Below are 21230 nucleotides of genomic sequence, written 5' to 3'. Positions count from 1 at the left end.
ATAAATTTATGTGACGATCATATCAAGTTTCTCGAGCTCCAGAGCGCGCCTGATCTCAAAGGCAAGCCTTCTGCCCGTACTCATCGGCCTCCTCCAGAGTGAATTACCATAGGAGTGCCCGACTGACATGTGCACATTGGTCCCGCCGCCTACTCTCGGGGCAACATCGTAAATATAGAAATTCAGGTCCTTGTCCACGCAGGTCTGGAGGCAGAAAGGCCCTATAACTCCAGGTGCGTAGTGTTCCTGAGTAGCTTTTACGTATTTTTCCCCCATTTCGAACACTTTTTCAAGAAGAGATTCGCGAAGGGTTGCCGAGTTGTGCCCGCAAACAGTATATTCCGGGGTAAGCTGGTGCTGGGCAAGAGCCATCTGCTGAGGGGCAGGAAGCCTTACATGCCCGTCAAGGCTGGTCTCAAAGCGCCAATCAACGCCAAGGAGTTCCAGCTTGCTCATTTTCGGTTCAATCGGGGAATAGAACATATCAAGGTTGAAGACAGGTCCTATGATGTAACGCTCGATCCTTGCGTTTTCAAGAGCTTCGCGCGTAATCACTCCCTGCTTTATAAGAGCTTGAGATTTTTCCAGGTATTCCCCGTAGCTTGAAGCCGTAAAAAATCCCCTTTCGAGTGTCTTTACTGCATGTGGGAGCTTTACCATTACTAACTCGTCAATGTCCTCGGGAGACTCTATTTTTTCAGGAAACGGGAGCCCTGCCTTTTCCAGGATCCAGTAATAGCTCTGCTGTTCACTTCTTTCCTCACTCCTGAGGAGGTTCCTGCTCCCTACCATAGGCACCCTGAAATTTTCTTCGATCTCATCTATGCTGCAGTAGGAAGTAAAAGAGCGGTTAGGGATAAAAAGAACTTTCTCGTCAACCAGTTTCTGCTGGTTCTGGGGCAGGAGGATTTCGTTATATTTCTTAAATACAACTGCCTCATCGACGATTCCTCTTTTTATTCTCCCGTAAGGGTCTCTCTGAGCTTTGAAATATTCGGTGTAAGTTTTCTCCCTTCCCGCCTGGCAGACTGCAAGGGTCCTGAAATCTTCTTCAACTGCTCCGTCGCAGATGTCGAGTCCAGAGTGAGAGGCAATTGTCCCTACTTTAATCTTATCAGCATGCGCGTAATAGCCTTCAACAATTTCCTTAATTTCTTTCCTGTCAATCATATGTGATGTCTCTCAGCTTTTTCGAGGTATTGATACTTCTGTGAGATGGTGATCAGGTGTGATCCTGTATGATTCTTAACCTGACAATCGAGGTGATATGCCTGAAATACAGATCCCGGAGGTAGCCTGCCAGGTTTTATTAAACAAAAGCTTTGATTGGATTTTTCCCCATTAACAGCTTTACCTATTAAAACCCTTTCTAATAGAAGTAATCATTTATATAATGGAGGGTAAGCCGAAGTGCTGGTTTGCCTCTCGCGGCAGTCTCCATTTTATCTGATTTTTAGAGGAAACTAAGGATCAAAGGTGTAATAAAGGTCTCAGTTACGGCTGCCAGAAAAAGGAGAGGCAAAATCCAGCGGAAATAGAATCTCAGTCCTTCCTTAAATTCTTTTTTAATCTTGGTGGGTCTGCCTATAAGCGCAGAGAAAACCTGGTGCCCAAGTCGGAGCCCTATTCCGGCTGAAAGAAAGACCATTGGTAGTTCCAATATCCCATGCGGGAGAAGAGCAAGGAAAATAAAAAGCAGGCCTCTCTCCTGGGCTACGATGTGTGAAATTACTCCGACAATATACCCATTGAAGGCAATAAATATCACCGGAAGGACACCAAGAGCAAGCCCGAGTACAAGAAAGAGCAGGCTTACAAAGGCATTGTTAAGGAAGATTCCGAGCATAATGAATATCGGGGGCATAGCCAGAAGGGGTGCGAAACGGGAGCTAAAACCTTCCATGAGCGTATCAGCCATGTCCGGAAAATTTGCCGATGAAGTATAGCCTGCAGACAGGGCTCCGAAGAACACAAAGGTGATGAAAAGGAAATACGGCCAGATAAAACGAACGTAACTGGTAAACCCGGATCCTTTTGAGATACTTCTTCCTCCAGGCCGGGTTTTTGTTTTTCCACTGTCAGCTAAAAAAACATTTTCCTCTGGGGAATCTATTTCTCCTTCCCCCACTCTTTCAGGAGTTTCTGCCCTTACCTCTCCGTTTCTCTCCCGCAAATAATATTCTTCCTCTCTTTCCATGTTTATCCCCCAATAAAAACTTAATAAAAACTTAATACACAGGGTCCCGGTGTCAGATACAGGAACCTGTTTGCCTTTCTTTTAGATTCCCAGCATCATTCGGATTGTATTCCGGGTTGCCGGAGAAAGCCCGAGGATCAAAATAACCATTTTAATAAGCATTTTCAGGTTGGTTGACTCCTCATCTTTCTCAAACTGGGTATCAAGTGCATAAAGAACCCCTACGAAGATAATTAGCTTCAATGGATACATAACCAATGCGGTATCCGTAAGTTTAATGAGATAAGAAGGGAGCACGTGTTTTTCAAAGTATCCCAGTTTATCTATCCCGATGTATGTCGAGGAAGCGTCCAGCATATGGGCAAGCAGGATGGACAGATTAAGAGGGTCGGTAAAAATTGAGGATTTTAAGCGGCGCGCAACCAGGTAAAAGGCGAAGGTCAGCCCTGTTCCTGCTCCGAGTACGAATATCGGAACATACCCGGCTACAATGTTCTCAAAGTACAGCAGTGTGCCCAGGTTTAATAAAAACCATGCAAGCCCGAAGCCTGCAAAAACGGGGTAGTACTCCTTCACAAACCCAGCTTTCTGCAGCCTGATTGACAGCCAGAGGCAGATAACGGTTATCCCGAAGACCAGGAAATAAATATTCGGGGTTATAAGCAAATAGGTGAAAGGAGGGTGAAAGATGCCAGCCGGAGAATCTTCAAGCACGCGTAGGGAAGAACCCGCAAGTACGAACGGCAGGATTGAGATAATGAATTTGGGAGTTATTTTTACCTCCAGCTTTTCAAGGAGCCTGAAAATCCCGAAAATACAGATGCCCAGTACCACTGCCCAGGTAAAGGTGTTTACAAGGTTATACCCGTCATCGGTCCTTATGGGGTCCAGATAGTAGGTGTTGATAAATTGTGAAATCTTATCCGTTAAAAAACTCATCTTATCACTCAGTCAAAATGGCAATAACCTAATACAATTAATACTTACTGTACATAGCTGAATTTATGTACTGGCTTATATATATGAAACAAACTTATTTCCGAACTGTAAATGTAGGAGTCTCAACTGGCGAACGGTGTTCGGTTTAATTATAGATATTCTTTACCTTCTCGAAGCTGTGTTTCAGGAAAAGTAAACATATTATACTGATATTATATTATATGTTTATTATATCTCGATATTTTTATAATTTATCTATATATTTATATCTGTTAAAAGGTTATAGTTAATAAACTTATCAATAGATAGAGAATTGATTTAAGTAAGTTACCCTGGTAAAATATCAATCTTTGATTTACAGCCAGGTGCCGAAACTCCTTTCATAGGCTCTGAAGAACTTAAAGAACGAAAAATGGAAGTTAACTGGTCAGGAGCATTTTGTTCTTTACATTATTGAGAATTAAGCTAACAAATCAAGTTAATGATCAAGCTAATGAATTAAGTTCTCCTATTAAACTAGTAAATCATATTAAACAAGTTGTCGGGTTTTCTCAGGCACTATTTCTCAGTATTATCATCTGCAGTGTTGATGCCTGCATGTTATCTGCTGGTGTTAAATACCGGATGATTAGAAATATCTGCAATAACAGTTGAGATGTTAATTACCAGTAAGTAATCACCAGTAAGTAATCACCAGTAAGTAATCACCAGTAAGTAATCTCCAGTAAGTAATCTCCAGTAAGCTAACTTCAGTGCCTTGCTGGATTATATATAACGGGTTTATTAAATCCAGTTAGAGTATATCTTTATTACAATCAAAAATTCATGCGGGTATGAAATTGACCATCAATAAAAACAGCGCAAAATGGATGCAGTTCCCGAGAGATGTACTTATCGGGCACGGCGTGCTTGAAGAAGTAGGAGATGTCTGCAGGGATCTTAAACTGAAAGGAAATGCGCTGGTAGTAACCGGAGGCACTACGTGGGATGTTGCAGGCAGAAGAGTCTGCAGACTACTTGAAGATACAGGGGGCAGTGCAGAGACAGTCCTCACCTGCAGGGCTACGATGGAAGAAATCGAGAGAATTATGGAAAAAGCTCTTGAAACAGAGGCCAGCTTTCTCCTTGGAGTCGGGAGCGGTAGATCGATTGATCTTGCGAAGCTTGCTTCCACAAGGCTTGAACTCCCTTTTATCAGTGTGCCAACGGCAGCTTCTCATGATGGGATAGCATCTTCTCGCGCTTCAATAATGGATAACGGGAAAAACGCTTCTGTACAGGCTCAGGCTCCTATTGCAGTGATTGCGGATACCGAAGTTATCTCAGCAGCCCCTTTCCGCTTTCTTGCAGCGGGTTGTGGAGATATAATCTCCAATTATACGGCAGTTCTGGACTGGGAACTTGCAAGCAGGCTCAGGAATGAGTATTTCGGGGAATATGCTGCCGCTCTCTCAAGAATGGCTGCCCGCGTAGTTATCGAATATGCAGATTCTATAAAGCCTGAGCACGAAACCTCTGTCAGACTTGTGGTAAAAGCCCTGGTCTCAAACGGAGTTGCGATGAGCATTGCAGGCTCTTCAAGGCCGGCTTCGGGGTCTGAACATATGTTCAGCCACGCCCTTGACAGGATTGCCCCAAAGTCTGCACTGCATGGAGAGCAATGCGGAGTTGGTACAATAATGATGATGTACCTGCACGGAGGAAACTGGCAGGAGATCAGGGATGCCTTAAAAAAGATCGGGGCTCCTACGACTGCAGAAGAACTGGGCATAGAAGATAAATATATAGTCGAAGCCCTGTTACATGCACACAGTATCCGCCCGGACCGCTATACAATTCTCGGAAACGGGCTTACCCCCTCGGCAGCTGAGAAGGTTGCAAGAATCACAAAGGTCATAAGTTGAAAAGTTGTTCTAACTGAGGCGGAAACAGAAAATCATCAACTGTTTGAAATATCTTAAAACTGAATACCATGGAATACAAGAACCTTTTAAGACCTGGATTCAGATTTAATAAGTAATTAGGAGCTCACTCAAGTTTAAATGATTTGATTTATTCAGGATAATCTTACTTAAATGCCTTACTTCAGGTCTAATCTCAATACTCAATTCAAAATGTTTCGGGATAAACTCCAGGAATCCCGTAGAATCAATAAATGCCCGAAAAAAATTTAAATGGAAGAACCATTATGACAGAAAGCGATACCAAAATAACACTCATCGGATCACGGCTGGCAAGGGAAGGGCTGGAATTCATATTCAAGGGTGAAATGCCTGAATGCAAGAAATGCCGTTTGAAGAATACCTGCCTTAACCTTGAACCCGGGCGCAGGTATAGAGTCGAGAGAATCAAAAGTAAAGATATACACGAATGTTTCCTGCACGACAGCGGAGTACTTGCTGTGGACGTCAGCAGGGCTCCCATCCTGACAACAATGGAGTCGAGAAAAGCAGTTGAAGGGGCAAAAATTATGTATGAGCCCGCCAAATGTGGCAAGAGAGAGTGCGGTGTGTATGAGATTTGCCACCCGGAAGGGCTTTTAAGAGGGGACAAATGCAAAATTGTAGAGGTCCTTGAGAGCCTTGACGCAAAGTGCGAAGCCGGCAATTCCTTAAAAAAAGTGAAACTTGCCTGGTGAACATAAACAAACACCTTTTAGTAATAGTAAGACTGATTATTAATTAATAAAAAAGGTATATAAGCGGTGTTATAAGTGCCTGAACATGATATGAACCAGGTCCCCCCCTATGAATTTTATACCCAAAAGCGCTGGGAAAACTGGCTCGGACGGGCAAAGGAAAGCGGTTTTCAAATCAAAGAGTCCGAAGAAGAGGCCGGAAAGGAAAGTGCTGTATTCGTCAACATGGTTGACGATGTGATTCTTGCCTGCCTCAAATTAACCGCTCGCTTTGAAAAAAATCTGCTCTCCAAAGAAATGTCTTTAAAGATTCTTGAGGAGATCAGGGATATAGTGCTTTCCGAGGTCGAACCCATTTCTGAAGATATTGACCTTATGATCGATTCGGTACAGACCTCTTTGATGGGGGCACTCGTCGCCTTTGAATGCTATGTCATGGGCGATTACGAGGAGGAGGCAAATATCGAAGAACTTATAAAAGTAGCAATCGACGCCGAAGCCTCGGATGACCTTGAAACTGCTCTTGATTACACTGCACAGTGCGGCGCAATCGTACTCAAAGGACAGAGCCTGCCTGAAGAGATAATGGCTGAGCTTCCATATGGAATTGTTGCAGAGTGGCTTGACGGGATTGACTCAATTTCGGCAGCTATGGTAGGAAGCGACAGTTATAAAGAATTTGACGAAGACGACGAGGAAGATACTGTATAATACCTTCCTCTCACACTTTCTCTTCAAACTTTTTCAAGTAATATATTTTTTATTTTTTAAGTGCTAAGTTTTTTAAAGACACTGTGTTTTAGTACACAGGCTTTTTAAATATTCTTCATAATTTAAACACTCAGGCTTTTTCTATTACTTTTTCATATACTTCAAGGGTTTTTTCAGCTATTGTCTCCCAGTTGTATCTCTTTTTCAGAAGGTCGTACCCCTTCTCTCCCATTCTGTTACGTCCGAGACCCTCAAGTACGTAATTAAGGCCCCAGGCAATGGAAGAGGGTTCTTTATGAGCAATGATTCCCGTTCTGAAGTTCTCAACAAGAGCAACTGCATCGCTTGCAACCACAGGTTTTTTTGCATCCCATGCCTCAAGCACAACTATCCCGAAGGGTTCGTTTCGGCTTGGGACACAGACAAGGTCACAGGCATTGAACCAGTCTATGACAGTATTGTCCGGGGCGTAACCAAGGAAATTGCAGGAATCCCCAATTCCAAGCCTCTGAGCCTGGTTTTCACATTGAGCCCGCATATCCCCTTCTCCTATGAGCACAAACTGGGCAGCCCGCTTCCTAAGGACTTTTGCTGCAGCTTCAACTAGCAGATCAGGTCCCTTCTGATAGGACATCCTCCCAGTAAAAAGCACCACAGGAAGGCATGGATGTATCCCGTAATTTCTTTTTATTTTTCCGGGATCAACTTCTCTTTTTATTTTTCCCACATTTATTCCATTGGGGATTTCCCACAGCTTGTAATCGGGAATTTTGTATATGTGCTTGACTTCTTCTCTCAAAACTGTGGAGGTTGTAACTACATCGGAAGCCTCGTACCCTCCAAGCCATTCCCTGTGCGAAATCTCTTTTGCTTCCCACCAGTCCCCATGCCGGTTTCCGTTGCGGCCCCATTCCGTACTGTGGAATGTCAGGACAAAAGGCAGCCCGAACTGGGCTTTAATTCTGCAGAGTACGTTTACAGGATGCCAGTCATGCCCGTGGAGGATATCAAACTCTCCTGCCTCTTCCTGCACATCAAGGAACCGGCAATACATGGCATCGCACATCCTGTTCATTTGTTCCACTATTCCTCCAGTCCTGTCGCATGCAATTCTGTGATAGTGGACTCCACTGATTACTTCATTATTGTTTTCAAGGCCTCGGGTAAAAAGATGAACCTCATGACCCTCAGCTGCAAGAGCCTCAGAGAGTTCGGATACATGGGGCGAAATCCCTCCTACACGTATTGAATACAAACTTTCCCAACTAAACATTCCTATTCGAATCTTTCTCATAGACTCACTTGTTCCTTTTTGTCAAAGTAAATGACATCACGGTTGCTAAAAGTTACAGGCTTCCCCCAGCCTGTGCTGTTCAAACCCTTCAGCTTACCGGGTTAAACATATATTTCCCAGATTTGTCAAATATTTTTCCAGATTTGTCAAATATTTTCCAGATTGGTAAACTCAGGTTACGTCTTTCCTGCTGTAATTTCTCTGTACTTATTCCCCTTAAACCCTTTCACGTACCTGTTCAGAACAGGAATTATCTAAATATACCTGGTCTACAGGACAATTTTCGCATTAAGAATATATCTCTATACTTACCTAACTTTATTCCTTATTAATTGTACATAAACATATCTCTGATTTTTTCCATATGTTTTTACATTGGAAACTTTTACTCTAACTGTTTATTCCATTTTTTATCCCTTTTGTTTATTCAGGTTATTTGCTCCAATTGTTTGCTGGCTATTTGTTCCATGTCGATTTCTCTCTCCCGGGTTATTCTGAACACTCATTCATCCCCTCTGAGGTATGAGGCTGCCTTTTCCGGAGAAACCGTATTAATGTAGATTCCGGTGTTAAGTTCGAACCCTGCAGCAGTAGAGAGTCGGGGTACCAGCCTGAGGTTCAGGTGGTACTCCGGAGTTTCAAAAAGCTGGTAGAACATATAGTTATAGGGCAGGTTTCCAAGCACTTTTGCGTAATTCCTGAGGATAACTCGCAAAATCTCACCAAGGGCAAAAAGGAGTTCAGGACTAAAATCCCCGAGAAAGCTTATGTGTTTTTTTGGAAGGACCCATATTTCAAAGGGTCCTATTGAATAGTAAGGGGCAAAAGCCATAAATTTGCTATTTTCATGGATAAGTCTTGGTGAGACTTTTTCTTTTTCAATGATAGCACAGTAAGGGCACTCTTTTACTTCTCTAATAGCCTTCAATTCCCTTTCCAGAACCTGAGGACAAACCGGCAGGGCTATGAGCTGGCTGTGCGGATGGTCCTGGGAAGCACCTGCGTTTTTTCCAGAATTTTTGAACAGGGATACATAACGAATTTTTTCATGGGCTGTGTAATGGCATACCCTGTCCTTATAGACATTCATAAGCCCGGAGATTTCATTATCTGAGAAGTCTTCCAGCTTTTTCCCGTGCAAAGGCGACTCTACTATTACTTCGTGGAAACCGAATCCCGGGAGAACTTCAGGATCTTTCCCCTGAAATCCGGGAGGAGGTGGGGCAGGAGAAAGTGCAGGATAGAGGTTTGGGAAACAGCGAAAATCCCAGTTGCGTACTCTTTTTTCCCCGCTATCGGCAAAGACCTCCCCATTCTTATATACTGCAGTTGCAGGAGGCGTTTTTTCTTCATTTCCCCCGCAAAAAACGCAGCTTTCAAAGGAGCTTTCCTGAGAACCTTCTGAACCTTCAGAACCTTCGGCTGCCCCCACAAAATCCGAAGGCCTTTTAGCCCTCTCTTCAGCAATTATGCAGTACTCGGGGAGAAAATAATGCTTTCTGATTTCTGACATTTTCTGAAACCTCAGCCTTTCCCTTATTTCCCTTTACTCTTTTTCAGAGACTTCATCTTCCTGCGCGCAGAAGCGTGCCCCGCTTATAAGCTCATAGTACTGCTCTGTGGGCTTTTCCCAGCCCATATCCTTTGCAAGGAGAAAAGCTTCCCTGCAGAGCAGTTTGTATTTTACTCTGTCATCCACAAAATTTCTGGTAAAGTAACTGACTGCCAGGGCATAGTCAAGGACTGTCTCGTAATAGGAAAGGTCTATGTTGTCTACCACTATCACTCCTCCCAGACCTTCTACCAGGGACTCGATAGTTTTTATAGCATCACTGAAGCCGCAGACCCGGCTTACCACGCTCGGGGTTCCCTCTCTTCCGGCTTCAAGCCCTGTGAGCAGAAACGGGTCATAGCGGGAGGGGAATATCCCGGCACAGCAGCCTGCCATAAAGTCCCTGACTCCCATGCCCAGCCCTCCGTCCTCCGTTGATATAATCTGGGGATAGAGGACTGCTGCAACTGAACGCTTTCCTCTTACCAGTCTCGTGAAATCCAGCCCTCTTTCCTCTATCATCTGCTGAAGCCTGAGTTCGTTTCCTACAAGTACATCTTTTGGAAGGTGTACCGGAAACCCTTCTGGGAGGTTAGTTTTCGGGCCTTCTGCTGCTATAAGGAAGCAAATTACCTTTGTCCCCTCTTCCATATGCCCTTCCATGATGCTGTTCCTTATTATGTGCTCGAGAGCTAGAAGGGAATCTAGAAGGTCAGGGTATCCTTTGTTTTCGACCTCTATACGGGAGATTGTGAAAATAGGAATAATCTTTTCGGGCTCGACCTTTTCCCCTCCATAGTACCTGTGCATGTTTTCGGAAAGGAAATTCCTTATATGTGCGAGGCAAAGTTCTTTGCGGTTCCAGTCTATTTTTTCGGGCGCAATGGTTATTCCATTTCTAATGACAATCCCGTTAATCCCGTAAAAAAGCCTGGCCTCCTGGCGAGTTGATTCCCCAACGGCAGTAACCGTATCTGCATAGAGGGCAAGTGCTTCGAGGGAGGCAAGGTTTTGAGGCACGCCCTGAGACCATGTGCTGTCATTGTTTCTTCTTTTTTGAATGGAATTATATCCGGCAGCCCTGCCAGGAAGGGTGGCATGCAGGGTCGCGACAGTATTTATCGGGATTCCCAGCTTTTTAAGTCTTGCAGGTGCATAGAATGTCCCGAATTCATGACAATGAAGGGAAATTCCGGGACAGGGAATTGAATCTTTACCCGAACCTGCCTCTTCTGCCCAGGTATCGCCAGTTTTAGGAGCTGAACTTACAAGAAGCCGGATAAGCTCGGAAATCGAATGCGAAAGAGAAAGGTAATGAGTATATTCAGCTCCATTTGGCATGCTTTCATACCTCAGGGAGTCAAGCCCAAGAAGTTCATAGGCTTCGGCTTTGACCCTGCTTTCGAGAGTCATCTCTTTTCCCATATATGAGGAGCGGAGTTTCCCAAAATCCGAAGTCTGAAATTGCAGGTAACCTATCCTGGTTTCTCCAACCATCTCTTCTCCTGTGAAAACCTTTATACCTTCGTTTTCAAGGGCTTTGAGACTTTTCCGGAGCTCTCCGTCAGAGCTGAGAGGGGCAAGCCCGTCCATATTAGTAATCCTGTTCAAGCCCCGGTTCCAGTCTGCTCCCCTGTGCCCGAAATATGGCCCTGCAACAAGGATCTCTGTACTTTCTTTTGCCTTGAGTTTTCCGGAGTCAAAAAGAGCCGCAAGGGTATGCGCCTCTTCATCAATGACGTTCCAGATCCCGCCCATTTTGTTTGATGCAGGACCTGCCTCTTCTCCGGCAATCATAATAAAATGGTTTCCCAACTCCTGAATTCCCCCTCAGGTCTTTTGACGTTAGATTTCGTGTTTATTTTAAATCTGCCTACGAATATTAATACCTATCAATTGATAAAGGAAACTGATAGCTTAAATGTCTCGAACTCATTTGATACTCCAAAAGAATATGTGGAGGAATTGAATGAAAGAAGGATATAAAAATAAGAGAAAGAGAGAAAAATAAAAGAAGGAAAGAAAAATAAAAGAAGGAAAGAAAAATAAAAGAAGGAAAGAAAGGTAAGATATAGAGCGAAAAAAGTTTAAAGATTGGAAAGATGCCGGGAAAGAAAGGGGTCGAAAAAAATATTTCTCAAACCCGAGTTTTTCGACCCGAGCTTAAAGGTCAGGATTTATACCCGGATGTGAGGTCAGGCATTGATCACTGAAGCTTTTGTTTTTGCATAACAATTTTCTACAAGCTGCAAAGTCCCATTCAGGTCCGTAATTTCAAATTCAAAGAGTGTGGAAAATTCCTTTACACAGGCATCGAAATCTTTTTCGTAGGCAAGGCCTGTATTTATTCTGGCAACCTTTTTATAGCCTGCATAATCAAAGACAAACTTCGACATCGTTATATCATCCGGGTTCTGACTAAGGCCTGCAGTCCGGATCATTTCCCTCCAGTTCACAGCCCACATGGGGGTCAGGAAAAAGGTGCCCACACCTCTGCAGCTTTTCAGGACTTCCAGGTAATGTCCCCTGCCTCCAAGAACGGCACCGATGCAGTCATCAACAATCTCTCCGTTTTCTTCTTTCAGGATGGAGACCCTGCAGTCCAGGTCTTTGAAGTCTTCTTCAATTTTCCCAAGCACGTTTCCGCAGAGCCCGTAAAAGAGCAGGACCCCGTCCGAACGGGGAGCCATAAGTTCTACTTTTGAATATACGGTTTTTTTAAGGTTTTCAGGGATTGCGTGCAGGGCGAGCTCAAGTATGTATATTATGAGGGTCAAACTTTTGTCTTTACCTGCAGCTTTTTCGGGAATCCCTTCAAGGGGAAGGGCTGTGTGTACAATTCCTGCTTCGGTCAATTTTCTCATAATCCCGCCGCAGTCTTCGTTTTCCACTACAAGCACTTTTCCAATTTCAGGGTCGTTTTCAAGGAGGTGCATGATCTCATCTTCAAACATCCTGCACCCTATTATGGTAATTACTGGCATGTAGCCTCCTCTGTTTTCCTGCAGAATACTTGCAGGGATTCTGGTTCTAGTACTTCGATTCCAAAATAAATTCCTAACTTGATGGAAAAATTCATGATCGGTGAATATATTCAAAAGCCAAGTCCTGTGAGTATACTTCGGAATCGCATTACTATAGTATATCTGAAGCATATTCTGAAACTTCATATGACTCTGAAGCTTTCATACAATCCTAAACTTTTAATCTAAATTCTATTCTAAATTCTAAATATTCCATTAGTTTTATGCAATTACCTGTATTAAAAAGCAAATATGATCTCCTTTGTATTAAAGATAAGATTTGAATATCAGATTCTTTTGATATCCGAGTTTCGCTTCCCGAGTTTCGCTTCGGGAGCACGAGGTCTGTTTCACTCGCTTCGCTCGTTCAAGCAGACTGATTCATAAAATCACAGATTTTACTTCCCGAGTTTCGCTTCGGGAGCACGAGGTCTGTTTCACTCGCTTCGCTCGTTCAAGCAGACTGATTCATAAAATCACAGATTTTACTTCCCGAGTTTCACTTCGGGATCACAGGGAATCAGAGATTTCCTGGGAGTTGCACTGCAAGTGCAACAGCACGAGGTCCTTTTCGCTACGCTTCGTTTCGCTCAAGAGGACTAAATGACAGATATTTCTAACCGGTACAACGCATTTGCTCTACCGAACCGTTTCTGTCACGCTCGCCTGCAAGCGGTCTTTTCCGCGAAAAAGAGGAAAAAACTATTAATGAAAACGAACCGGGAATCCAGTAGGAAACTAATAAGGAACCAATACTTAAGAGCAGTCAGAAAATGGTAAGAATGCAAAAATACGGAATTAAATTATATCTAAAAGATACTCTTCTCAGGTCTTCTTTTTCTTTCTTCTTGCTTTTTCAGATCGGTCTTTTGTTCCTTTTTGCTTCTTTTGGTAGTTGTCGCCATATCGCGGGAGCGCTTTCATACAGTGTGAATTGAAAAGTGGTTTCGTGTCAGATGAAATATTTTTAAACAAACGGGTATCAGGTAAGATGCCTGATAAGGCTGAGATGCCTGGTGCTGACTAAAGAGGTGGGTCTGTACACAGAATCAAAAGGGTTGAATTGAGCAATTTCCTTTAGCTGCAGGCCTGGTAGTAGCCGTCTTTCTCCATAACCTGTACGTGAAGAGAAAAAAGCTCGGAGAGGTTTGCATCTGTCAGAACTTCTTCTTTTTTTCCGTCCATGACGACTTTTCCTTCCTTTATGAGAATCACACGACTGATTTCGGGAATGACATCCTGCAGGTTGTGGGTGACAAGGATAACACTTTTCCCGGAGCATGCTATTTTCCGGACACTTTCACGGAAACTGTGCATGGCTTTTAAATCGAGGCTGTTTGCAGGCTCGTCAAGGATAAGGGCATGCGGGTCGTGCACAAGAGCTCTCCCTATAAGCACTCTTCTTGCTTCCCCTGTGGAAAGTTCGCACATCAACCTGTCTGCAAGGTGGGAAATCTCAAGGAACTCCAGAATTTCTCTGGCTCTTGTCTCCATTTCAGGGGTTACTCTGTGGTTGTAATATATTCCTATGCTGCTGAAAAATCCTGAGAGTACCGTATCAAGAACCCGGATCTGGCGACAGCAAGTCTGCTGGAGTTCTCCAGAGACTATCCCGAGAAGTTTCCTGAGCTCAAAAACGTGCCAGGTCTCCTTACCCATGATTTTCAGTACGAGCCCGTCAGCTCCTGCCAGCGGGTGGTACTCTTTTGTAAGGGTTTTTATCAGGGAGGATTTGCCCGAGCCATTGGGTCCTATGATTGCAACGTGTTCCCCTGGCTTGATGGAAAGGGATACGGAGTCAAGGATCTTTTTCCCGCTCCTGACAACTGTTACATTTTTCATTTCCAGTAAGGAGGGGGAATTTTCCTTCCCTGTGTTTTGAAATTGTTCAGCCATACGTATCATCTTTTAGTTTAAAACTGAAATTCATCCAGATCATCCATTTTCCAGTCGTTTTCTCACTTCGGGACTTTGCTGGATCACTTTTTATTGAAACTACTTTTGCCGGGACCTTTTATATTGGAGCTATTTGAAACTATTTTTTCTGGGATCATTTGAAGCTATTTTTACTGGAATTCACTTTTCCCCGGAGTTTTCCTTTTAATCGAAATTCCCCTTTTTAAATCTTTTCCATACCTTCAGCATAGTCCTTAACTGGCAGGAAGATTCGACCAGAAAAATCCATCCAGACTATATTCTGAAAGCATCGAGCATCAATTAGAATTACTGCTATAATTTAGTCCTAAAAGACATCAGAAGCCTCCGATTTTCTCTTTTTAGATTTAATTTACAAAATATCCCCTTAAACAAATATTTTACTGTCTATTCGGTTATCTTAACTCGTTTATATCTCTGTTCTATATTCGGTAGCCCATAGACATATTAAATATTATTAAAACCCTCGACGGCTTCCTTACTAAAATTTGTAAACCTCTATCTTAGTTTCTTACGCTTATATAATCTCATAAAATAAAGTCGCTTTAACCGAAAAACAGAGAAGTAATAGGGGGGTTTTGTTGGAAGTTAGCTATATTCGGAGTTCGTTCAGGTCTTATCTGTACGATATCCGTTTTATTATTCTTTTCTATGTGATAGGGGACTGGGCTTCTACTTTTTATGCCCTGCCGTTTGGCACAGAATATAACCCTGTTCCTGCAATGATCCTGGAAAAGTATGGAATTTACCATCTCCTGCTTATAAAAGTTGCATTCGTCCTTTTGCTCTTTTACGTAGCTCCGGTAATAAAAACGTCAAAGGGACGCTGGGAACTTACAAAACATATTATTGAATCCGTAGGTATCCTTGTCACTGTAAACAACCTTATGGTCGTTTGGTACGGGAGCAGCCTTATAGAGACTCTTGGGCTGGTCTGAGTTTTTGCAGACCCTGTAATTCAGGCCTTTTTTCCTCTCTTTTTATTTTTTCCTCACTGGTTGATCTGAGCCCTGTATTACTTCTCACCTGTTACTGCTCGCCGATTGTTGCTCACCTGTTGCTTATTTGTTGCCCACTGCTGCTTATTTACTCATTTTCTGCATCCGGCTCTGCTGTTACCCTGCTGCTGCCCTATTGCTTACCTGGTTTTGGAATATACGAAACAGTCGTAGTACTCTTTCCTGATCCTGTGAACTTTTTTTGCGATCCCTTCTTTTTCATACCCGCATTTCCGGGCAACCTGTTCACTTGCGAGGTTTCGAATATCCATAAGGATAACAATCCTCTGTAATTTCAGTTCACCAAAACCAATTTTTTCAAGCTGACTTACAGCTTCGGTTGCAATTCCCTGCCCGTGATAAGCCTTATCCACAAGATAACCGATTTCCCCAATCCACGGCCTATGCTGGTCGATCCTTATCCCGCAGGCTCCTACAAGTTTTCCGTCAAAGAGGATTGAATAATTATGTTCAAAATTGGTTTTCTTTTTTACCTCATTCAGCTTCAGAAATCGCTTTTCATCCTCAAGGGTTTCTACCGGAATTTCTATAAACTCCAGGTCAGTGTACATAAGAATTTCAAAAAGACGCTCGGCATCGGATAGTTCCTGAGGGCGAATCTTTACTCGAGGCATAATGGAAAATTGAGCTTCCCTCATGAAAAATGTTTTTAACGCCTCTCCGATTTTTCTTTCCCACTTCTCTTTCCCACTTCTCTTCCCCACTTCTCTTCCCCACATCTCTTTCCCACTTCTCTTCCCCATTTCTTTTCCCCACTTCTCTTCCCCACATCTCTTTCCCACTTCTCTTCCCCACATCTCTTTCCCACTTCTCTTCCCCATTTCTTTTCCCCACTTCTCTTCCCCACATCTCTTTCCCACTTCTCTTCCCCACATCTCTTTCCCACTTCTCTTCCCCATTTCTTTTCCCCACTTCTCTTCCCCACATCTCTTTCCCACTTCTCTTCCCCATTTCTTTTCCCCACTTCTCTTCCCCACTTTTCTTCTCTATTTTCCTTCTCTACCTTTCTTCCTTATTTTTCTTTTCCACTTCTCTTTCCCACTTTCTTTCCCACTTTCTCTCCTACTTTCTTTTTAGTTTTTCATCCTGACAGGCACACGGACCAGCAAACTTTTTTTCTTACCTGTCCATCCTGGTACCTGGCTATTTCTTACGCCTGAAAGCACGATATGGGTAGAAAAACAAAATATAAGTAACACCTTTGATTAAATATACAACTGTGCAAGCCGATATTATAGCCAGGATCAGAAAAGATTTAATCGAAAATGTTGATGAAAATACAAAAAATAGCTGTTCCCGCTTTTTTAAAGAAGAGGTGAAATGCTACGGAGTCAAGACTTCTACTGTCGGAAAAATCGCGAAAGACTATTTTAGGGAGCTGAAGCAGGCAGGGCAGGCAAAGAAAATAAATATATTTCTCCTGTGTGAAGAACTCCTGCAGTCGGACTACTGCGAGGAAGCCTACATCGCCTTCGAATGGGCATACGAGGTAAGAGCCGAATACACCGAAGCTGACTTTTCTGTTTTTGAGCACTGGGTCAAAAGCTACGTTAACAACTGGGCGAAGTGCGACACTCTCTGCAACCACACAGTTGGCTCTTTTATTGAAAAATTCCCGTCCTACATTGAAAACCTCAAGCTCTGGACACAGTCGGACAACCGCTGGCTCAGGCGGGCGTCAGCCGTGACCCTTGTCCTGCCCGCAAGAAAAGGCCTTTTCCTGCCTGAAATATTTGAAATCTCAGACCTCCTCCTCACAGATAAAGACGACCTTGTCCGGAAAGGCTACGGCTGGATGCTGAAAGAAGCCAGCAAACCCCACCAGCAGGAAGTCTTCGATTATGTCATGAAAAATAAAAAGGAAATGCCCAGAACTTCCCTCAGGTACGCAATCGAAAAATTCCCTGCAGACCTGCGGGCTGAAGCTATGAAAAAATAAAAAGAGGAAACAAAAAAACCGTGACAGAAACCTCCTGCAAATCGGAAACAGTACAGGAGCAGTTTAAGGCAAAAAGATCGAAAACTTCTGAGACTAAAGATAAAGAAGATTGAAGGGAGCAGGGAGTTTTTCCGATGCAGTACCCCCATACTACATCTATGAGCCCCTTTCTCCCCCATATTCCCTGGTTTTTATTCCCATATATTTGCCAGCAGTCTGGTCTGCAGGCGGATCCATTGATGCAAGCTTTGTCTGTCTGCCAATTAAATGAATGTCTTCACAAGTATTTTTGTCTATTTGTCCAGTAATGATACAGATTTAGCACTACCTAAGTTTTAATGAGAAAGTTTAACTCACACCTGCCTGTTCTATGCTTCGCCTGATAATGTATTGCATCTGAGAGTCTTTATTTTTATTTCTTGAGATATAATGTGAAAATGTGATAAGTTGGGACGAGAGGTGGTAATAGTTATTTTCGTTAAACAGGGCTTTTTAATTCAATTCTTATATTTTTTGCCCAGGCTGTTAAATTGAGGCAATTCTTCCTGCATCAGTTATTACGTATCCGCTGTCCCCGTCTGCAATATATCCCATCGATTTGAGCTCTCTGAGGTGGTTGTAAGTCATCCCTTTAGAAATTCCGGCAGTTGCCGCAATCTTAGAAACCGAGGAACCCCCTTTCTGAATCTCTTCAAGTATCAGTTTCTTGGTTTCTGAGAGGTTGAAGCTCAGCACCGGAAAATCAATCATCAAATTGTCTTCTTCGGTCACGTAAACGATTCTCTGTACCATATCGTTTCTCGCATATGCCCCAAAAAGCGCCCCAAAAGCCTGCGGCTTCCGGCCTCCTGAGACGTTCACAATAACCTGGTTACCCCTATCGTGTTCCTTTTCAATCAGTTCAGCAACATCTTTTGCTACTCTGACGGTGTCATAAAGAGCAGTATATTTTTTTTCAACTTCAAGAGCGTTTTTAAAAGTTTTTTCAATTATATCTTCGGACTGCAACTTCTTTTCAACCGCTCCTTCTTCTGAAAGAAGTATAATTTTTGAAGGGGAAAGCCTAGTCACACAAATAATAACAGGCTCAAAAGAATAGATTGTGGAGATGAGTGTGAGTTTTGGCATTAGATGCTTATTATTGTGGGGTTGGTTATATGCTTTACTATGCAGCATATAGGCTAGTTTGTATTATCTATTAATTAATATAATTTAAATTAGAAACGTATATATATAGTGTTGAAAATGAATGTTTAGGGTTTACAAGTTAAGGGTTGGATTTGAAAACGGAATATTATTACATATCTGATGTGGTCTTCTACCAAATAATTATATTCAGATTTGATTTCCTTTGTCTTAGGAATGAAAGACATTGAGGAGTATAACTCAAACAGATGTCACTGATATAATTAACGAAAATACCTTACTGCAGGAATAAAAATGATTGAAACTATTTGCAATATAGGCAAGACCGTCCGAGAAATTGAAGGGGAAAAGGACTTAGTCGATTTATGGCAAAAGGAAGAGAACGGAGATTATGAATTAATAATTGATGTTGATATCTCCAGTGATTCTGTTAAAATCGATACCAGAGATTTTGAAAAAAATGTTTTCAGGGATGGATTACTATTTACTCAAGGAAACTGGTTTATTGGCGGTGTTCTCAAAAAAGACTCACTGAAGGATAGCAAAATAGAAGATTGTTTGAAATTTATTGATGTTCCTCTTGATAGATTCAATGATGTTAAGTCGTTGCTTGATTCAAAACTCAAAGAATATGATGGAGTAAATTTTGTAGTATTTTTCATGAAAAACGGTCAAAAACCAATAGATATCTCCAAAAATAAGTTTCTGGATGAAATTGAAAAAAATGGATTAAAAAAAGTATCTTCTTCTGGGAATTGTCAGATGTGTGGTATACACACAGACACGCTGTATGATAGCATCATCTATAAATGCTATACAAATGACAAAGGGATTTTCTCAAATACAGAGGGTTTATCTTATGGTGTTTGTAAAGATTGTATTTTTAACATACTTTATGGAAGAAAACATGTAAACACATTTCTCAATACATGGTGGGGAGGAAGTGATATTTTATTCTTGCCTCATATGTATAATGAGGAAATAAAGGAAATTTTTGAATTCTCTAATATTGGTAACCTTAAAGGCAGGACACTTCTTGAGAATATTCGTGAAAACGAAGATGAAGTAATGGATAATATTGGTAATTGTGGTACTGAAGTCGATATTGTATTCTTTTCTGCGCCAAAGCAAAAATCAGAATGGAAAATAACCTATCACATAAGAGACGTGATACCTTCTCGATTTACAAAAATTGCAGAACTTGAACGTAAGTATAAGGCCAAGTCGGGAAATAATCTGGCTCTCTGGTTGGTACTTGCTTATTTACTTGGAGATTTTTCAAAACAAAATGAAATCTTCAATACAAACGAGGCTAAAAATTTCCTGAAAGCTATTTTTCATGGAAACAATTTGAATCGAAATCTTTTCTTTTCCCATTCAATGAGTAAGTATAAACACGACTACTTTGACGGGTATGAAAGTATGTCCATGATCCATAGGGTATATAGTTTCCTTGTGGACTGTGGTTGTCTTGATAAGGGTTGGAATTTTGTTGAACAAAATGATAGAGGTTACGATATGACAACATACGAGAATATTGAAGATTTCTTTGATGTAAACAAAGAATTTTTCGATCTTGAATCTAAAAAAGCATGGTTTTTGCTTGGTCGTCTTTATGGAAATATGATATATGAATCTAAAATATACAAGGGTGGAGCTGAAAAACAAAATACTGAATCATATTTAGAAAAGAACTTCTTCTTCGGAAGAAAATATGATTTCAAGACTTTTGTTTATTTCTCAAATCAATGCTCTGAATTGATGTATAAATATGGGGTGCAAAATAAAGGATATTTAAAAGATCTTATTTCTTCGTCAAAAGAACTGATGGGAACAGGTGATGGAAAATTCTCAAGTGATGAAGCTAAATACATTTTCTTCTGGGGAATGCAGCAGTGGATTGGAAAATCAAAGAGTGAAGATATCGATATTAATGGAGATGATGAATAATGGCTAATACAAGAGAATACTTACTAATTTGGGACAGTACGATGGCAAATCCAAATGGGGATATGCTAAATGACAACAAACCCCGACATGATGAAATTACAGGTCAGCTTGAAGTTTCCGATGTTCGAATAAAGCGTTTTATCAGGGATGAATGGCAGTCAATGGGTCACAACGTGCTCGTTCGCACAAAAAAGGATGATTCTGGAAAAGTGATGTCATGCACTAATTTGATCAAAGAGATTATGGGAAATTCCGGTGTAAAAGAAGCTGAACTGCCGAACCATCTCTTAAAGGAGTATATTGATGTCAGGTTATTTGGTGCAGTAATTACAAAGCCCAAATATGATATTACAGGTCCTTTACAAGTGATGTGGAGCAAATCAGTCAATCCGGCAGAAATAAAATTCATGCAGGGAAATTCTGCTTATGCAAGTGGAGAAGGAAAGAGCCAGTCTACAATCTGGTCCAAATACATATCTCCTTATGCACTTTTCAAAACCTATGCTGTTTATAATGATAATGCAGCAAAAAGACAGGGTATTGAAGTTAGTGATGAGGACCTAAGTGAGTTCACTAAAGCTTTGATTAATGGACTAATTAATTACAGGAGCACTTCCAAAAACCAGATGCCCAGATTATTGGTTGAAGTAGTATACAAAGAACATAGAATTGATGGTGAACTCAATTATGTTGATGTAAATTTTGATACTGAGGCAGAGGGAGTTAGAGAGATCTCCCAGGTTACTCTCGATCTTGAAAAACTTTGCAAATATTATGATTGTAAAAAAGATTCAATAGACACTATACGCATATTTAAACATAGTAGCGTTAGAGTGGACAACCTAAGAGATGATTTTGAGGTAATTGACTTCTAATGAGGCGTTCTT

Annotated in this window: 19 protein-coding genes; 8 read left to right on the top strand and 11 right to left on the bottom strand. The window is 41.9% G+C overall.

The genetic code is table 11. From position 1 onward, the window contains the following. Positions 1-6 precede the first annotated feature (6 nt). The 3 genes from FXV91_RS03700 to FXV91_RS03690 form a co-directional block, all read right to left on the bottom strand. A complete protein-coding gene (locus FXV91_RS03700) occupies positions 7-1170 on the bottom strand; it encodes a formate--phosphoribosylaminoimidazolecarboxamide ligase family protein (protein ID WP_229388434.1) in 1164 nt (387 codons plus the stop codon). Positions 1171-1453: 283 nt separating this feature from the next. Then, the gene (locus FXV91_RS03695; protein ID WP_229388431.1) at positions 1454-2197 is read right to left on the bottom strand and encodes a stage II sporulation protein M; all 744 of its coding nucleotides are present in this window, start codon (positions 2195-2197) and stop codon (positions 1454-1456) included. An 81-nt stretch (positions 2198-2278) separates the two neighbouring features. After that, positions 2279-3136, bottom strand: coding sequence for a DUF63 family protein (locus FXV91_RS03690; RefSeq protein WP_229388429.1), 858 nt, complete (start codon positions 3134-3136; stop codon positions 2279-2281). 833 nt (positions 3137-3969) lie between these two features. Here FXV91_RS03690 and FXV91_RS03685 point away from each other — a divergent pair. The 3 genes from FXV91_RS03685 to FXV91_RS03675 all read left to right on the top strand — a co-directional run bounded on the left by FXV91_RS03685 (position 3970) and on the right by FXV91_RS03675 (position 6485). Next, positions 3970-5040, top strand: a complete 1071-nt coding sequence (locus FXV91_RS03685) for an NAD(P)-dependent glycerol-1-phosphate dehydrogenase (protein WP_229388426.1) — start codon at positions 3970-3972, stop codon at positions 5038-5040. Positions 5041-5324: 284 nt separating this feature from the next. Next, positions 5325-5774 carry a UPF0179 family protein gene (locus FXV91_RS03680; protein WP_229388423.1) on the top strand — a complete coding sequence of 150 codons (450 nt, stop codon included), beginning with the start codon at positions 5325-5327 and terminating at the stop codon, positions 5772-5774. Positions 5775-5849: 75 nt separating this feature from the next. Beyond that, positions 5850-6485, top strand: a complete 636-nt coding sequence (locus tag FXV91_RS03675) for a DUF2150 family protein (RefSeq protein ID WP_229388420.1) — start codon at positions 5850-5852, stop codon at positions 6483-6485. A 130-nt stretch (positions 6486-6615) separates the two neighbouring features. Here the strand turns inward: FXV91_RS03675 and FXV91_RS03670 are convergent, their stop codons facing one another. The 5 genes from FXV91_RS03670 to FXV91_RS03650 form a co-directional block, all read right to left on the bottom strand. Then, the gene (locus tag FXV91_RS03670; RefSeq protein WP_229388416.1) at positions 6616-7779 is read right to left on the bottom strand and encodes a glycosyltransferase family 4 protein; all 1164 of its coding nucleotides are present in this window, start codon (positions 7777-7779) and stop codon (positions 6616-6618) included. Between the two features lie 502 nt (positions 7780-8281). Further along, positions 8282-9292 (bottom strand): DUF4921 family protein, encoded by a 1011-nt coding sequence (locus tag FXV91_RS03665; RefSeq protein WP_229388414.1) that lies wholly within the window; start codon positions 9290-9292, stop codon positions 8282-8284. A 33-nt stretch (positions 9293-9325) separates the two neighbouring features. After that, positions 9326-11146, bottom strand: coding sequence for a glycosyltransferase family 4 protein (locus FXV91_RS03660; protein ID WP_229388412.1), 1821 nt, complete (start codon positions 11144-11146; stop codon positions 9326-9328). A 380-nt stretch (positions 11147-11526) separates the two neighbouring features. After that, positions 11527-12315, bottom strand: coding sequence for a DUF1638 domain-containing protein (locus FXV91_RS03655; RefSeq protein WP_229388410.1), 789 nt, complete (start codon positions 12313-12315; stop codon positions 11527-11529). Positions 12316-13431: 1116 nt separating this feature from the next. Then, positions 13432-14196 (bottom strand): ABC transporter ATP-binding protein, encoded by a 765-nt coding sequence (locus FXV91_RS03650; protein WP_229388408.1) that lies wholly within the window; start codon positions 14194-14196, stop codon positions 13432-13434. 674 nt (positions 14197-14870) lie between these two features. On the opposite strand from FXV91_RS03650, the gene FXV91_RS03645 reads away from it, so the two are divergent. Beyond that, positions 14871-15227, top strand: coding sequence for a hypothetical protein (locus FXV91_RS03645; RefSeq protein ID WP_229388406.1), 357 nt, complete (start codon positions 14871-14873; stop codon positions 15225-15227). A 200-nt stretch (positions 15228-15427) separates the two neighbouring features. On the opposite strand, the gene FXV91_RS03640 is transcribed toward FXV91_RS03645, so the two are convergent. Together FXV91_RS03640 and FXV91_RS03635 are read right to left on the bottom strand one after the other, a co-directional pair. Then, positions 15428-15922 (bottom strand): GNAT family protein, encoded by a 495-nt coding sequence (locus FXV91_RS03640; protein WP_229388404.1) that lies wholly within the window; start codon positions 15920-15922, stop codon positions 15428-15430. 35 nt (positions 15923-15957) lie between these two features. Continuing rightward, positions 15958-16272: a hypothetical protein gene (locus FXV91_RS03635; protein WP_229388402.1), complete on the bottom strand. Its 315-nt coding sequence runs from the start codon at positions 16270-16272 to the stop codon at positions 15958-15960. 255 nt (positions 16273-16527) lie between these two features. Between FXV91_RS03635 and FXV91_RS03630 the strand changes: the two genes are divergently transcribed. Next, positions 16528-17247, top strand: a complete 720-nt coding sequence (locus FXV91_RS03630) for a DNA alkylation repair protein (RefSeq protein WP_229388400.1) — start codon at positions 16528-16530, stop codon at positions 17245-17247. A 109-nt stretch (positions 17248-17356) separates the two neighbouring features. After that, positions 17357-17518, top strand: coding sequence for a hypothetical protein (locus FXV91_RS03625; RefSeq protein ID WP_229388398.1), 162 nt, complete (start codon positions 17357-17359; stop codon positions 17516-17518). A 254-nt stretch (positions 17519-17772) separates the two neighbouring features. On the opposite strand, the gene csa3 is transcribed toward FXV91_RS03625, so the two are convergent. Then, positions 17773-18375 (bottom strand): CRISPR-associated CARF protein Csa3, encoded by a 603-nt coding sequence (gene csa3, locus FXV91_RS03620; protein ID WP_229388396.1) that lies wholly within the window; start codon positions 18373-18375, stop codon positions 17773-17775. A gap of 312 nt (positions 18376-18687) precedes the next feature. Here csa3 and FXV91_RS03615 point away from each other — a divergent pair, with 312 nt between their 5' ends. Both FXV91_RS03615 and cas7b read left to right on the top strand, forming a co-directional pair. Further along, entirely contained in the window at positions 18688-20343 is a 1656-nt protein-coding gene (locus FXV91_RS03615; RefSeq protein WP_229388394.1) for a TIGR02556 family CRISPR-associated protein, read from the top strand. Next, a complete protein-coding gene (gene cas7b / locus FXV91_RS03610) occupies positions 20343-21218 on the top strand; it encodes a type I-B CRISPR-associated protein Cas7/Csh2 (protein WP_229388392.1) in 876 nt (291 codons plus the stop codon). Before FXV91_RS03615 ends, cas7b begins: the two co-directional genes overlap by 1 nt. The last annotated feature ends 12 nt before the right edge of the window (positions 21219-21230 follow it).

Source organism: Methanosarcina sp. DH2 (assembly GCF_020804225.1).
GTDB lineage: Archaea > Halobacteriota > Methanosarcinia > Methanosarcinales > Methanosarcinaceae > Methanosarcina.
Note: the sequence above shows the minus strand (reverse complement) of the source record. Positions and strands in the feature narration are given on the sequence as shown.

Bases quoted from the DNA above. Each gene is read 5' to 3' on its own strand.
- FXV91_RS03700 (WP_229388434.1), bottom strand. From the start codon at position 1,170: ATGATTGACAGGAAAGAAATTAAGGAAATTGTTGAAGGCTATTACGCG.
- FXV91_RS03695 (WP_229388431.1), bottom strand. From the start codon at position 2,197: ATGGAAAGAGAGGAAGAATATTATTTGCGGGAGAGAAACGGAGAGGTA.
- FXV91_RS03690 (WP_229388429.1), bottom strand. From the start codon at position 3,136: ATGAGTTTTTTAACGGATAAGATTTCACAATTTATCAACACCTACTAT.
- FXV91_RS03685 (WP_229388426.1), top strand. From the start codon at position 3,970: ATGAAATTGACCATCAATAAAAACAGCGCAAAATGGATGCAGTTCCCG.
- FXV91_RS03680 (WP_229388423.1), top strand. From the start codon at position 5,325: ATGACAGAAAGCGATACCAAAATAACACTCATCGGATCACGGCTGGCA.
- FXV91_RS03670 (WP_229388416.1), bottom strand. From the start codon at position 7,779: ATGAGAAAGATTCGAATAGGAATGTTTAGTTGGGAAAGTTTGTATTCA.
- FXV91_RS03665 (WP_229388414.1), bottom strand. From the start codon at position 9,292: ATGTCAGAAATCAGAAAGCATTATTTTCTCCCCGAGTACTGCATAATT.
- FXV91_RS03655 (WP_229388410.1), bottom strand. From the start codon at position 12,315: ATGCCAGTAATTACCATAATAGGGTGCAGGATGTTTGAAGATGAGATC.
- FXV91_RS03650 (WP_229388408.1), bottom strand. From the start codon at position 14,196: ATGAAAAATGTAACAGTTGTCAGGAGCGGGAAAAAGATCCTTGACTCC.
- FXV91_RS03640 (WP_229388404.1), bottom strand. From the start codon at position 15,922: ATGCCTCGAGTAAAGATTCGCCCTCAGGAACTATCCGATGCCGAGCGT.
- csa3 (WP_229388396.1), bottom strand. From the start codon at position 18,375: ATGCCAAAACTCACACTCATCTCCACAATCTATTCTTTTGAGCCTGTT.
- FXV91_RS03615 (WP_229388394.1), top strand. From the start codon at position 18,688: ATGATTGAAACTATTTGCAATATAGGCAAGACCGTCCGAGAAATTGAA.
- cas7b (WP_229388392.1), top strand. From the start codon at position 20,343: ATGGCTAATACAAGAGAATACTTACTAATTTGGGACAGTACGATGGCA.